This is a genomic window from Vibrio atypicus (genome assembly GCF_009811315.1).
Taxonomy (GTDB): Bacteria; Pseudomonadota; Gammaproteobacteria; order Enterobacterales; family Vibrionaceae; genus Vibrio; species Vibrio atypicus.
In genome coordinates, this window is the sequence record NZ_BLID01000003.1 from 58,039 (window position 1) to 71,569 (window position 13,531).

The 13,531-nt window shown below is 44.2% G+C and carries 9 protein-coding genes; 4 read left to right on the forward strand and 5 right to left on the reverse strand.

The window, feature by feature from the left end:
• Positions 1 to 13 precede the first annotated feature (13 nt).
• From GVO60_RS07570 to GVO60_RS07580, 3 genes are read left to right on the forward strand one after another with little or no spacing between them, the layout of a single operon-like run.
• Positions 14 to 1,561 carry an ABC transporter substrate-binding protein gene (locus GVO60_RS07570; RefSeq protein ID WP_225874909.1) on the forward strand — a complete coding sequence of 516 codons (1,548 nt, stop codon included), beginning with the start codon at positions 14 to 16 and terminating at the stop codon, positions 1,559 to 1,561.
• Positions 1,554 to 3,914 (forward strand): ATP-binding protein, encoded by a 2,361-nt coding sequence (locus GVO60_RS07575; RefSeq protein WP_159652549.1) that lies wholly within the window; start codon positions 1,554 to 1,556, stop codon positions 3,912 to 3,914. The genes GVO60_RS07570 and GVO60_RS07575 overlap by 8 nt, the downstream gene beginning before the upstream one ends.
• Positions 3,901 to 5,166 carry a sigma-54-dependent transcriptional regulator gene (locus GVO60_RS07580; RefSeq protein ID WP_159652551.1) on the forward strand — a complete coding sequence of 422 codons (1,266 nt, stop codon included), beginning with the start codon at positions 3,901 to 3,903 and terminating at the stop codon, positions 5,164 to 5,166. Before GVO60_RS07575 ends, GVO60_RS07580 begins: the two co-directional genes overlap by 14 nt.
• 42 nt (positions 5,167 to 5,208) lie before the next feature.
• On the opposite strand, the gene GVO60_RS07585 is transcribed toward GVO60_RS07580, so the two are convergent.
• Positions 5,209 to 5,397, reverse strand: a complete 189-nt coding sequence (locus tag GVO60_RS07585; RefSeq protein ID WP_159652553.1) for a hypothetical protein — start codon at positions 5,395 to 5,397, stop codon at positions 5,209 to 5,211.
• 37 nt (positions 5,398 to 5,434) lie between these two features.
• Positions 5,435 to 7,792: a fatty acid cis/trans isomerase gene (locus GVO60_RS07590; RefSeq protein ID WP_159652555.1), complete on the reverse strand. Its 2,358-nt coding sequence runs from the start codon at positions 7,790 to 7,792 to the stop codon at positions 5,435 to 5,437.
• A gap of 214 nt (positions 7,793 to 8,006) precedes the next feature.
• Here GVO60_RS07590 and GVO60_RS07595 point away from each other — a divergent pair, with 214 nt between their 5' ends.
• Positions 8,007 to 8,687, forward strand: coding sequence for a M23 family metallopeptidase (locus GVO60_RS07595; protein ID WP_159652557.1), 681 nt, complete (start codon positions 8,007 to 8,009; stop codon positions 8,685 to 8,687).
• A 9-nt stretch (positions 8,688 to 8,696) separates the two neighbouring features.
• Here the strand turns inward: GVO60_RS07595 and GVO60_RS07600 are convergent, their stop codons facing one another.
• The 3 genes from GVO60_RS07600 to GVO60_RS07610 all read right to left on the reverse strand — a co-directional run bounded on the left by GVO60_RS07600 (position 8,697) and on the right by GVO60_RS07610 (position 13,400).
• Positions 8,697 to 10,307 (reverse strand): VRR-NUC domain-containing protein, encoded by a 1,611-nt coding sequence (locus GVO60_RS07600; RefSeq protein ID WP_159652559.1) that lies wholly within the window; start codon positions 10,305 to 10,307, stop codon positions 8,697 to 8,699.
• Between the two features lie 61 nt (positions 10,308 to 10,368).
• Positions 10,369 to 11,601, reverse strand: coding sequence for an L-lactate MFS transporter (locus GVO60_RS07605; protein ID WP_159652561.1), 1,233 nt, complete (start codon positions 11,599 to 11,601; stop codon positions 10,369 to 10,371).
• A 341-nt stretch (positions 11,602 to 11,942) separates the two neighbouring features.
• Positions 11,943 to 13,400 (reverse strand): DUF3360 family protein, encoded by a 1,458-nt coding sequence (locus GVO60_RS07610; RefSeq protein ID WP_159652563.1) that lies wholly within the window; start codon positions 13,398 to 13,400, stop codon positions 11,943 to 11,945.
• Between the last annotated feature and the right edge of the window lie 131 nt (positions 13,401 to 13,531).

Sequence of the window (13,531 nt, forward strand, 5' to 3'; positions counted from 1 at the left end):
TGTGTGACGAGTAATGAGTTGTCGGGAGCATCATGCAGGTGAGGAAGAATGCGTTCAAAAAGGCGGTTTTGAGACAAAATTGACTCAATTAAAAGATTTGCTCGGGTTAAAAGTGCCACTTTTTACCGTTCAACTGGCGGTGAAGTTGATAGAATTATGGATAGGGTTAAGGCGATATGCGTCAGTTATGACTCAACCAGCGGAAAAAGAATTAAATGAGGATTTGCCGCTTTTTGAATTGACGCACATTTTTAAGGGATTTTGTGACGTGAGATTAGGCAGTTTAAACGCGATTTTTAAAGTGGTATTCACTTTCTCGAGTTTGTTAGTTAGCTCAACTGTGCTGGCAAATAAGGAAGATTTAGTTATTTTGACTACGTTTTCTAGCGAACCGATCGCGGAGTTGATGTTTGCTTATAAACAAGAGAACCCTAAAGTGGACATCAAACTGATTCATAGAAGAACCCAGTCAGCGATTCAGCTCTTAAATAAATCTTATATTCAGGATGTTGATGTTGTGCTCAGCTCCTCGCCATTTTTAATGGAAGAGCTACATAAAAGAGATCAACTGGCGGAAGTGTCGATGGACAACGAGGTACCCGATTGGCTTATCCCTTTTGTATTGCCAAAGCGGAGTCAAGTCATCAGTGTTGGCTACTCGGGGGCGGGACTTGTTTGGAACAATGATTATTTACATGCTAATGGCTTAAAGGAGCCTAGCCAGTTTCGTGACTTAACGTCGGTTGATTATTTTGGTCACATCACAATGAGTACACCAAGCCGTTCTGGTACGACTCAAATGATGATCGAAAGTTTGCTTGCCCAATACGGCTGGCAGCAAGGCTGGGAGATTATTTTAAATGTCGGCGCGAATTTGGGCACGATCTCCTCGCGAAGTTTTGGCGTCAGTGACAATGTGGCAAAAGGACAATTTGGTATCGGGCCAATTATTGATAGTTATGCCCTTGTTTTACCTAAACAGTTTCAGCATGTGGGCTTTGGTTATGACAAAGACTTTACTCTAATGCCGACTTATATCGGTGTGTTGAAAAAGTCAGGGAACAACAAAACGACTCAGCGTTTCATTGAGCTATTGCTTTCAAAGAGTGTGCAGACAGATATGCATCAGACTAGCTTTGCCAAACATTCCATTGGGGATGATTCCCTTTTTAGCGCTCAAATCCCAACGCTGAATTTAAACCAGCTCATGATGCGCGAGAAGTTGGTGAATATTATTTTTGATGAAGCCATAACCAAGCGTCTTCCTGAATTACAAGATGTTTGGCTGAGCCTTTCACACCATGAAACATCCGATAAAGCGAGTGATGAGTTCATTCAATCACTCAAAAAGCGTCTGTTTACTATTTCGGTAAGCGAGCTTGATGTGATGGCATTAGGGCAATCTATTTTGGAGCAAACCAAGTCAGACCCTCGCTCAAATGGTTTGGAGCAAGCGATGTTGGCAGAGTTTGGTTATCGCTTTGGGTCGCAGTTTGAAAGCAATTTAGAACAGGTGGCAGAACAATTGAATCAACTAAAGCAAGGCTCGTTTGATGAATAAGTGGAATACCATCGGCGCAAAATTGATTCTTGCGTTTACAGGTACAACGGCCTTGCTTACGGTGGTGAGTGTTGTCGCTTGGCTGACATGGAATCGGCTCGATGGACAAGTCAGTGAGCTTCTTGAAACTAGCGTTCCTAAATACAACACCAGCTATCTGTTAGAAAGTCGAAGCAGTGAGGTTCGTTATCGCGTTCAGTTAATCCCGACGCTCAATAATAAAGTTGAATTGAATGCTCAAATTCTAGCGCTATCTGAACAGTTGGATGCGATAGAGCAGACATTACTTGATGCTCAAGGTGAGACTTTGGATCACGGCGAGGCCCAGCAATTGCCGGGTTTGTATCAGGAGTTAGGTCAAACCGTCCAGTTATACAGCGATCTGGTGCTTCAAAGAGTTGAACAGACACGTCGAGTCAACAAGTTAAAAGAGCAAATCAATTGGCTGCATCAAGATATTCGTTCTGAGCTAACCCCAATTCGTCAGGAATTGCACTGGTTGATCAAGCGAGATGATATTGGTAACGAGCGAAACGTCGCTTTAGATCAGCTGAGTACAATTCAGCAAGTACTCGATGTAGAGTCAAATATCTACTCGATGACCAGTGATGTCATCGAAGCTCAACAATTGGCGCAAGTGCATAACGCGACGAAAGTGATTCAATATAAGCTGGATGAGTTAGTCAAAAACAGTGAAATCATTCTTAGTTTACCCTCGGCGATTGCTTATCAGCAGTTGATTCAAGAGCTCACGACACTCCTTGCACCCGAAGGGATCTTCTATCATCAATTACTCGATAATGTGGCTCTTAATCATCGAATTGCCGCTTTGCAGCAGAAAATTGATGCGCAATTAAATGAAATCCATCAACAGATTGGTGTGGTCGTCAGTTTGGCGGATGAAAGCTTCGTTGGCGTAAAACAAGAAACGGCAAGCCTTGTCTCATATGGTAACCGTATTCTGATTATCTGTTTTAGCGTCTCGATATTGATGTCTTTGTTCTTGACTTACTACTTCATTAATCGACGTATCGTAGCAAGGCTAACCGCCCTTAGCTCAAGTATTGATGCCATTACCCAAGGCGATCTTAGCCACCCGATTCAGGTGGATGGAGAGGATGAAATAGGTCGACTAAGTGAGAAGCTCATAGAGTATGGTGAGAGTGTCAAAGAGATCCAACGCACCAACGCTGTTAGCTTAATCAACAATACCTCGGCAAGCTTATTGACCTGTGATTTGGCTGGGTATGTGGAATCGGCGAACCTTAGCGCACGTCGCCTTCTCGCGGAGCAAGGTGAGGTAGAAAACAAACTGATCTGGCAAGCATTTGAAAATCACAGCCAGTTAGCGCTGGCGAAGATATTTAAACGTGGAGAAGCCTTATTCCAGTCTGGGCGCGATGAAATCACCTTGTGTGTTTCTGAACAAGTGCCGTGCTATTTGCATTTCGATTTTCATTTGTTTGCTCATGGTCAGCTTAAGAAAGTCATTGTCACCATTACCGATGTGACCCAACAAGCGCTCACCGCGAAAGAGCTTGAAAAGCGTGTGGCAGAGAAAACCGTTGATTTGGTCGAGAAGAACCAGCATTTGTCGAAAGAGATTGTTGAACGACAACGCGCGGAAGCGCACCTAAAACAGACTCAAGGTGAGCTGATTCAAGCAGCGAAAATGGCGGTTGTTGGTCAAGCGATGACCAGTTTAGCTCATGAGTTGAATCAGCCCCTCAATGCAATGTCGACGTATTTGTATAGTGCAAAGCTCTCAAATGATTCCGGAAATAGTGAAGCTGTCAATCAATCGATCGAACAGATAGAAGGCTTATCGCTACGGATGAGTAAGATCATTTCAAGTTTGCGTAGCTTCGCGAAAAAATCAGACGGTGATCAGAGTCTAGCGATGCACTCATTAAATGAGATTACCGAACAGGCGATTACGATCGTCAATACTAAAGCGAAACGTCAGTTGATAGAGATAGAGAATGGATTGACGGTGGATCAACAAGTCTATGGCAATGCGCTCGCTATCGAGCAAGTACTGATCAACTTGCTGGTCAATGGGTGTGATGCGATTGCTGAACACAATTCGGCTCAACGAAAGGTTGCGGTGTTGCCACTACACTCAAATAAGACACACCATATTATTGCTGTGCAAGATACTGGTGGGGGATTTGATAGTGAGATTGTATCGACACTGTTTACACCTTTCACCACGACGAAAGAGGTAGGGTTAGGGCTTGGGTTGAATATCAGCCAATCTTTGATGGAAAAGTATTCTGGACACATCTATCTCGCGTCTAGTTTGGAAAAGGGAGCATTAGTTATCTTGGAGTTACCACATGCAAAATCATAATTTCTCAGTTCTGCTTGTCGATGATGATCAAGATGTCCTCGATTCGTACAAGCACTTAATGGATATTGCAGGGTTTACCGCGAAACCAATTTCCGATCCAACCATTGCTTGCCAACACATCACTCCTGACTGGCCTGGGGTTGTGTTGCTTGATATGTATATGCCGCAAATTCATGGTTTAGAGTTACTTGAGCATATTAAGCAGATCGATGAGCGAATTCCCGTGGTCGTCATTACTGGCCATGGTGATATTCCCATGGCGGTTGATGCAGTTAAAAAGGGGGCATGCGAGTTTGTCGAGAAGCCGATCAATCCTGCTCAGTTGATTGAAATGGTAAAAAATCATCTCAATGAGCGTTCGGCATTTATTGAGCAAAAGAGAGCTATGACCGCGACAATCGATAAATCGATGATCGGTCCATCTGCGCAGCTTGAACAGATTCGCCATTGTGTTTCTCAGTTTGCACTCCTTAACAATCATGTTGTTGTATGGGGAGAGACGGGATCAGGTCGCCATTTAGTGGCGCAACTGATTCATGACATGACCCAAGGTACAAGTCATGATAGCTACCGAGTAATAAATGCAGAGGCGATCCAAGACGGTGAGTTATCTATCGCAGACTTGGAAGCGCTAACATCCGGTACCGTAGTTATTGATCGTTTAGAGCGTCTTTCGGAGCCCGTTCAGAGAGAATTGGCGCAATTACTTATAACGTGGGAGCGGAGTCAGGTCTCCATTCGTGTCGTGGCTGTGTTCAATCAAGAACCAAGCGAGTTGATTGCTGAAGAGCTGTTGGTTCCTGAACTCTACTATCTTCTGAGCCAAGGGGTTATAGAAGTGCCTGGCTTAAAGCAAAGGCCGGATGATGTTGCGGTATTGTTCCACCATTTTTTAAAGTTAAGCTGTAAAAAGCTAGGTCGAACGCTACCGAAAGTCGAGTCTCACTATTTGGCAGTTTTGCGGGCGCATTCTTGGCCAGGAAACGTTAGAGAGCTTCGCAATGTGGCTGAATTGTATGCGGTTGGTATTGTAAAACTGACCGGTAAAGAGAAGCTCTACACTCAAGAAGAGACGCTATTGCCATTAGATGACTTAGTTGATGACTACGAAAAAGAGGTGATTGAGGATGCGTTATTCCTCCATTCGGGAAGAGTTGCTGATGCAGCCAATTACCTGCAAGTACCACGTAAGAAGTTATATCTGAGGATGAAAAAGCACGGCATCGACAAAGAGTCATTTAAGTGCCGTTAGTTGTAAAACAAACACCCCGCCAACAGGCGGGGTGTCTTTATCTTAGTACCACTCATCATCTGGGAACAAATTCCCTTCAGGTGCATACGGGTCTTCGCTAAATGGATGCTCAGCTTTGGTTCTTAAGCTATCCAATTGATGTTCAAGCATTGTCACCGTATCGTAGTCACCTTCAGAGCATGCGACGAAGATTTGTTGTTCCAATACCTTGATGCTATCTTGAATTCCCATGAGTACCTCCCTATGTTAGCGGTTGGTTTGAATGGTTCTACCTATTCTCAAATCTATTGTAGTCAAGAAGGCCAAATTCGATAGGTTGATTTTGCTGATACCATCGATGCACTCGGTCACTGAACGGCCAAAACCCATCATCACTTCGTCGGATCGCGAAGCTATCCAATAACTTAACGTAGTCCTCTTCGCTTTGAATATTTTTCAACATTTTTACCAATTGAGGAATCTGGTCTTCTGTTAAAGACAGGTACGCAGCAGGGTAGCTTCCGATCACACCACGGACCAATGTTAAGTCATCGTTCTTTGGATCTCGGTTGCTCTGTTCATCGAACAAACTCGAAATATTGGTGTGTGCATTATTGTGAAGCAGGGTAAATAATTGGTCTTCTCCCGCTTTCGACTCAATCATTAGCATCATGATTTGAGGCAGGTAGACCAAGCCTTTTCCACGAATGGATTGAACTTCTCGAAGCGCTTCTTCATTGCTATGGCTAAAGCCGGTTTGCTCTATTTTATAGCGGCTAGTGAGTACCGGAGAAAGCTGAGTTTTTAAAATGTCATACAGCTCAGCTTTTGGGTTGTCCGTTTGGTATGGAACTTGTGTCGGCTGATTGAATGGCTTGACGTTGCGCTGTAAATAATCACTGAGTTGAGTGCTTTGGTTTTGGTACCAGCTTGATTGCTCTTGATGGCGCACATCGAGTGGTAGTAGGGCAACAAAGTTACTCTCTCCCTCTAGGCGAAGGAAGTCCATAAACATACGAGTAATGAGTTGGTGGCCAAAGTTGCCATACACATCAAAGCCTGCCACCAATAAATAGTGGATACGCTCAATGAGTGCGTAATCTAACACCCAAGCGGTTTTAGGCGGAGTGCCGACCAAGCCTTGTACTACAGAGGCGCTATCAAAATGTCTAAAGACAGTTAGCGCCGCATTTGGGTTGGTGCCATTACCTGTCCAAATGACATCAGTAGTAAGGTATTGACCATCTTTGAACCAGTCATTAATAAATGCAGATTTAGCTTCTAAATAGCGAGCTTGCTGTCTTGAGTAAGAAACCCAGTTAGTTATTGGTAGAGTATTACTCTCCAGCTCGCCTGGGAGTTTTAAGTTATCTGCTTGCGAGCGATAAAACTCATTCACTTCTGGGATATCAGATTTATCCGGATCTAAGAAAAACACCCAGAAACGGTCGTTAATAACATTAAGTGCCAACTGCCCACGACAAACCGGCCCTTTAATAAAGGCGTTGATGGTGTTCTGGGCGTTATCTAACATGAACTTGAAGCGCGCTTTTACAGGCAGGTTGATGAACGCCGTCATCGGGTTGGCAGCAACATGGACTTGATAGCCCGGTAGCTCTGCAACTGTATAGTCTGCGTCGATAAACCATTTTTTCCAATTCAGCATTCGTTGCTCATTTAGAGCGAACGGCATATGAGTTTTGTCAACGATGGTGCCTTGTTCTGGAATTAAGCGATAGTAGACACGATCAACTTGAGGATCATCGTATGGGCGACGAGTGACGATACGCTTAACGGGTTCACCTGGAGGCGTTGACGAGCGCACAAGAGTAAAGAATCTAGGTTTAGTTTCGTTTAGATCGGAAAAATAAAGGTGCGACAGAAATAAATGCTCATAGATGTAACGGGCAGATAACTGGACCTTTCTTGCCGATTTGTTGAGCATTGCTTCATATTCGTCGACTAAAGCTTGTTGTTCCATCGTCAAAGGAATCTGCTCATTCATGATAGCGCCGTCTTGAAGCCACGAGAGTAGTGTCGAATACTCTTTGCTGTCTAGGTTTGGCATACCATAAGGCATTCCCCAAGTTGGGTAATCTTGTTGATATTGCGGATACTCTTCGATGGTCGGGCAAACTTGATCGCGATCGACAGAGAAATCAAAACCGGTCAACTGAGTTTCATCGGGTAGTGGATGCTCTTCTTTTTGCATGAGCATTTTCGCGACTAAACCTGCTTCAAGGTTGGCAGTTGGTGTTTGCATGCGTTCATTGAGCACGGGATGGAACCCCATAGAGCGCCATTGTTCAGTGGTGTCAGCATCTTCGAACAGGCGGCTCGGTGTGGCAGCCGTTAAGCGCGTTCCTTGGTAAACCAGCTCTTTACTCGCACCGCGGTCAATCCCTTCTACGGAAGACATTTTTAGCTGACAAGGAGCGTCATAGCAGGCATGACAAACCACACATCGGTTGTCGATAATGGGTTTTACTTCGTTAAGGAAGAAGTCACTTTGATTTGAGGCGAGATCCAAGCGTCTGTCTATGACTTTCTCTTCGCCAAAAAGTTGGTCGAGGTTAAGTCCTGCGTATGTTGCACAGCCAGCGAACAAAGTCACCACCGCCAACATTAAAAATGTCCGTAAATTCATTACTCTAATGGCTCTATTTTTTATATTTTTACAAATTGCAGCAGAAAGCATGCAGTTTAGCAAATAATAGTGAGTTATTGGTGGGACTTGAATTAATAAGTACGCCATAAGATTAATGTTAGATTAACTTTACCAAGACTGAGATCGCCCTGATGGTCGTTTTTGCTTTCAAGGGTATGCTTGTTAAAAAAAACGGACGTTGGCTAGGTCTATCATGAATAAAATAAAAGTATGGTTTCCTTATCTATTTTTCTTACTACTGATTTGCACAATCGGTGCAGCGAAATGGATGACGGATGAGAAAGAGCGTCAGGTAGAGCAACGTAAACAAGAAATGGCACCAGTTTTAGAGAAAATCGTTGCCAATGGTCGAGAAGCATACGAATGGCCGATGAAAAAGGTCGGCATGATTCAGGACTTTGCCGAGTTTGGAAAAGCATCTCGATTTCCCAATTTATACCATTCTGCAGCCGATTATTACGCGACCCCGGGTACCGAAGTTTATGCAGTAGCTGACGGTAATGTGTTCTTTTCAGGGTATGAAGCTGGATATGGTGGTTTAGTTATTGTTAAGCATAAAAGGGAAGGGCTTTACTCTTTATATGGCCATGTATCAGCAAAGCGCTGGTTGATTGAGAAAGGTGAGCAGGTAACTCGAGGCCAGTTAATCGGCTATATTGCTGACGCGAATGAAGGCTATGGTATTGGCATGGTGCCTCACCTACATTTTTCTATTCGCTTAGGGGAGCCGGAGGATTACCCAAACAGCGGACGTGAAAATTGGATGACAGGCTATACCACTGAGCACCCTGTATTCCACCAGTTTCTCGACCCAAACAAGTTCATTGCTCAATCGAAGTTGTATCACCGTAAACTACAAGATGACCTCCAATAAATAGGGAGGTTAATGATTCACATAGCAAACTGAAAATGGCACATTGAGGCGGTGAAACTCTTTAATCCAGCGCCATTGATTATCTTGGAGTTTGTCTCCGGGGCCTTTCACTTCAATCCATTCAAAGGTTCCATCTTTAAAGGCGATCAGATCGGGCATACCATTGCGGTAGAGTTTTAAGTCACTCAATTGTACTTTGAATAGCTCTGCTAGCATGTCGCCAGAGATACACTTCAGCGCGTGTTGTAATAACTCCTTCTCTAGATGAGTCCAACTTACGAAAGGGTTGCTGATTCCAAATTTATTCCTGTAGGTATCATTGAGCTGTTTAGTTTGACCTTGCTGAATGCTACTGAGCGCCTGACAGATGAGTGTCTCTCGTTTATGGGTGAAATCAGCATGGTATAAATCAAGTGGACGGTGCTGATAAGCGTTAATGAATGCTCCTTCAATCGGAGCAAATATAGCGTCCCAAAAAGTTAAACCAAGTAGGCCATTGAGTAGAGCGTTTTCAGAATAAAAAACCGTCCAACCCGAGCTTTCAAAATGCGCTTTGGCAGCAAGCTCAACACGCTGTTGTGATAGATCTAATTCGAGGTGGTATTCGCGACATTTGGGTTTACTGGTTCTTGGAACTTTGAGACCTTGTTTACGCTTTACTCGTTGTTCTAGCTTTTGTGCGACTTCAAGCTCAGAGACATCAATCGGGTAAGTTAACATATTGGTGACAACGTCACTAAGTTGGGCGTCAAAATTGAGCTTGTCGTAAATTCGGGCTCGGCGCTCTCGACTTGGTGCTAATGTTGTGTGCTCAAATAAATCGAGAGCCAGCTCAAATTCGCTAAGACGTTCGTAATCTCGCGCAATGTCATTGATCATATGCTCCCGCTTACGGTCAACGTAATGGTGTTCAACAGGGGCAGGCATTGCTGCAACAAGATTGTCGAGATTCGCCTTCTGCTTCCTGTCGCATTGCCAATAGAGCTCAGAGAGTTGGCTGAGCTGGATCAAGCGGTCTATTTGTTCTCTGCTTTCAAAGAATCGGCACGCTTTACTCAATTGGTATTGTTCAAATTGATGCAAGCCTAAGTCATCTAAAACAAATTGGCTGAGATCTTGGTGTGTATTGGCAAAAAACAGAGTTAAAAGCACATCGATCATATGCGCAGAATTGAGCTTAATGATGGTGAATTCTAGTGCCTCGAATTGGTTGAACAACTCCTCGCTTAGCTGCCCAATCAGCGCATCTTTTTTGAGTGATTTAGGGTGCAGAGGGTAGAGCGTATGAATCTCTGGCTTGGTCAATAAGTTAGCTGCCAGTTCTTGCTCTGAAATAAGGGGATTGAGTTCGACAAAGCTATGCAGTTCTAGCTCATTCAAGGCGTGTTGGAGGTTGACGATTTCCTGATAGTTAAGCTTATCACTACGAAACCAACACCCTTTTCGGCTATATAAACGAACGAGTAAGCACTGAGCGTCTTTATTCAATTGTTCGAAGGCGGAAAGCCATTGATGTTCTTCAGCCGTCAATAGGTCGCTATACCAATGCTTGGCATGCCGGGTGAGTTTGAAAAAGTTATCGAGATAGTAATCTGGGGCGAGTTCGACGGAGTTTTCCATAAAAGACAGATATAAAAAAGGCTTACCACTAGGGTAAGCCTTTCAAAATATATTTCAAATCTTAAGCGTTTTTAAGCTCAGCAACTTTTGCTTCAGTCAGTGGCTTAGTGATGAACGCTAGTACGATACATACTGCCATCATTACTGCAGATACTGTGTAAGCTAGGCCGTAACCTTCGCCGGCTGTCATTGAGAAGCCAACAACTGCTGCACCGATTGCGCCGCCGATACCCCAAGCTGTGTAAAGCACGCCGTAGTTAGTACCGTAGTTCTTAAGACCGTAGAATTCCGCTGTTAGAGTTGGGAATACCGCTAGAAGCGTACCGTAACCTACAGCAGCAATTGCCGTACCGATGATTAGCGTGAATTCAGTTTTGAACGTTGCAAACAGAACCATGTTTACGCCCTGTAGAACGAACGCTAGAAGTAGAGTGCGCACGCCACCGATTTTGTCAGCAAGCATACCTGCAGCAACACGACCGCCTGAGTTGAATACCGCAAGGATAGACGCTAGGTAAACAGCGTTTGGTAGGTTCGCTTGAACACTTGCGATTGTTGTGATGTTACCGATGATCATAAGACCAACAGAAGCAGCAAATGCGTACATGATCCACAGTGAGTAGAACTGCGGTGTTTTTAGCATGGCTTTCCAAGTTAGGTCATCAGACTTCTTAACCGCTTTAGGTGCTTGGCCTGCTTTTACTTTTGGTTCAGCTGGCGTGTAGTCTGCTGGTGGGTTGTTGATCGTTGCTGCTAGTGGAACTGCAATCGCAAGGATACCAACACCAAGAACTAGGAAGCTAGTTTGGATGCCCATGCTGTCGATCAGTGCAGATGTTACTGGTGCTAGGTAGATAGCTGCTAGACCGAAACCTGCTGCGATGATGCCGTTAACCATACCTTTCTTCGAAGAGTGGAACCACTTCATCGCAGAAGGAGAAAGACAAGCGTAACCGAAACCGATACCCGCACCAGTGATCACACCAAACGTGATGTTTAGCATCATTGGAGAGCTAACAAAGCTAGACGCGATCATACCTAGACCTGTAAGAACAGTACCTAAGATAAGAATAAGGCGTGGGCCCATGCGGTCTTGAAGGATACCTGCAACAAGAAGACAGATAGAGAATGTGATAGTTGCAGTCGCGTAAGGCGCTGATGCTTCAGCAGCACTCCAGCCAGACTCAGTCACTAGTGCTTTGTTGAATACACTCCAAGCATACAGGATGCCAAGACAAAGGTTGATACAGAATCCTGCTAGAAGGATGCGCATTGCTTTATCAATCTTGCTCATTTTTATTCTCGGTTGTCCTCAAATTGAGGATGGGTTAACAGTCGATTACTTCAAATTAAGTTTGCGTTTATCAACATAAAGCGCAATGGGCGCGAATTATAACCAAATAAAATGTGATTGGAATCTCTTTTTCAACTTAATCGTATATTTTTCAAATATTGTTGATTTTTTGTAGCGAAAACGATTTCTATTGATAGATGTGATGAGTAGAAAGCGGGGGAGTACTAGTGAAATGTGGATGTTTTTTGTTCAAGTTAAGTCGGGGAAAAAAATAATAAAAAAAAGCACAGCTTAAGATGAGCTGCGCTTTTTAAATGCTTAAGTGTGAATGACTTAATTATTTAGCCGATCAGTGCTGGGATACCTGGTAATTGACCAACAATTGCAAGTGAACCGACACAAATAACGAACGCTAGGCCAGGGATAAGATATTTATCTTTTGCTGAGAGTTCTTTCGCACGTTCATGATCGCCAATCAAACCCATGTTATCGAGCAACATTGTCGTCGCCCAACCAAATACTGGGTTAACAAAAGCACAAGCGAAGATACAGATACCTGCACTTAATGAATCTTTGTGCTTGTGAATCATCTGCATACCTGCTTCAAGTAGCGGCAAGAACACACCAACAATCAGTGCAACACGCAGAACCGGTTCCCACATTGCAAGATCCATTGGGTAGCCAATAACAGCGGCTGCAATACACATGATACCTGTTAGAAGCGCACCACCTGGGATAGGACGCTTAGCGATAGCCGCAGGGATCATGTAAGTGCCCCAAGAAGATGCAAGGTTACCGCCACCTAGGAAAGAACCGATACCTTGACGGATTGAAGCGACCATCATGGTGTCATCTACATCCATTAGAACGCCTTTCGCTTCTTTCGGGTAGTTCAGCTCTTGGAACACGCGGTGACCAAGGTAATCAGGTGACCACATCGCAACAGCCAGCAAAGCAAATGGTGTTACAGCGATGAAGTGCTCTAGATTTGGCCAACCGAGTTTCCAACCTGTATCTTCACCCCACCAGTAGAATGGACTAAAGTGTGGAAGTCCTGGCTCGGTAGTAAAGGCGAAATCAGCCCCTAAGACATAGGCAACGATACCAGCAATCAGAGAACATAATGGGATCGCTAGCCAGCGCTTATTGATTTTCGCAAGATAAGCGTAGACTGCTAAGGTTACGCCAATAACTGCAAACGAGATATAGCCTTGATCGGTACTTGAAGCCCAAGCTTCCGTTTTGTTGATCTGACCAATTAACCCTACGGCTCCTAAATAAATCAATAAACCACCCCGGACGCCAACGCCCGTTAGTGTCATCAGTTTTGACCCCCCTTTGGTATAAGCAAGGATAAAACCGAACATACAGACCATGATCCCCAGAGCCAACGGGTGTCCCCCCGCGGCTGCTATCAAGGGTATCAATGGAATCATTGGGCCGTGAGTACCCGCTAAGTTAGAGTTTGGGTTCAAAATTGCAGAAAATAGAATTACAAACAGAGCACCAGCGATTAAGAGTTCATAACGGACGTTCTCTGCAACAAACTCTGGTGATAATCCAAATTGCGCCGCAAATACTGCAACCATCGCGGTTACCATAACCACTTTACCGATCGTTGCCGCAAGTGCGGGTACTAAGTCTTCAAGCTCGACACTGTAATCGCGTGAAGGTAAATGAATGCCCCAACGGCGAAAACTCATAATCTTGAGGTCGTGATTTAGAAACTCTTCACGGCTCTCAAATTCATGCGCTTTTTTACGCATATCCCTGTAAAAGGTTTTACTTTTGTTAGACATTTCGTCTTCCTTTGTATTGAGACGAAGTTGAACCATGTCAATTAGCTCTCCACTTACTCTTGGTATACTGCTCTTCGAACAGTACGAGACGACATCCCAGACGCTACCAAGAACCTTATCTTATTGATAAG

What these genes read in the sequence shown, in the direction of transcription:
- GVO60_RS07570 (WP_225874909.1), top strand. Translation starts at nt 14, where the DNA reads ATGAGTTGTCGGGAGCATCATGCAGGTGAGGAAGAATGCGTTCAAAAA.
- GVO60_RS07575 (WP_159652549.1), top strand. Translation starts at nt 1,554, where the DNA reads ATGAATAAGTGGAATACCATCGGCGCAAAATTGATTCTTGCGTTTACA.
- GVO60_RS07580 (WP_159652551.1), top strand. Translation starts at nt 3,901, where the DNA reads ATGCAAAATCATAATTTCTCAGTTCTGCTTGTCGATGATGATCAAGAT.
- GVO60_RS07585 (WP_159652553.1), bottom strand. Translation starts at nt 5,397, where the DNA reads ATGGGAATTCAAGATAGCATCAAGGTATTGGAACAACAAATCTTCGTC.
- GVO60_RS07590 (WP_159652555.1), bottom strand. Translation starts at nt 7,792, where the DNA reads ATGAATTTACGGACATTTTTAATGTTGGCGGTGGTGACTTTGTTCGCT.
- GVO60_RS07595 (WP_159652557.1), top strand. Translation starts at nt 8,007, where the DNA reads ATGAATAAAATAAAAGTATGGTTTCCTTATCTATTTTTCTTACTACTG.
- GVO60_RS07600 (WP_159652559.1), bottom strand. Translation starts at nt 10,307, where the DNA reads ATGGAAAACTCCGTCGAACTCGCCCCAGATTACTATCTCGATAACTTT.
- GVO60_RS07605 (WP_159652561.1), bottom strand. Translation starts at nt 11,601, where the DNA reads ATGAGCAAGATTGATAAAGCAATGCGCATCCTTCTAGCAGGATTCTGT.
- GVO60_RS07610 (WP_159652563.1), bottom strand. Translation starts at nt 13,400, where the DNA reads ATGTCTAACAAAAGTAAAACCTTTTACAGGGATATGCGTAAAAAAGCG.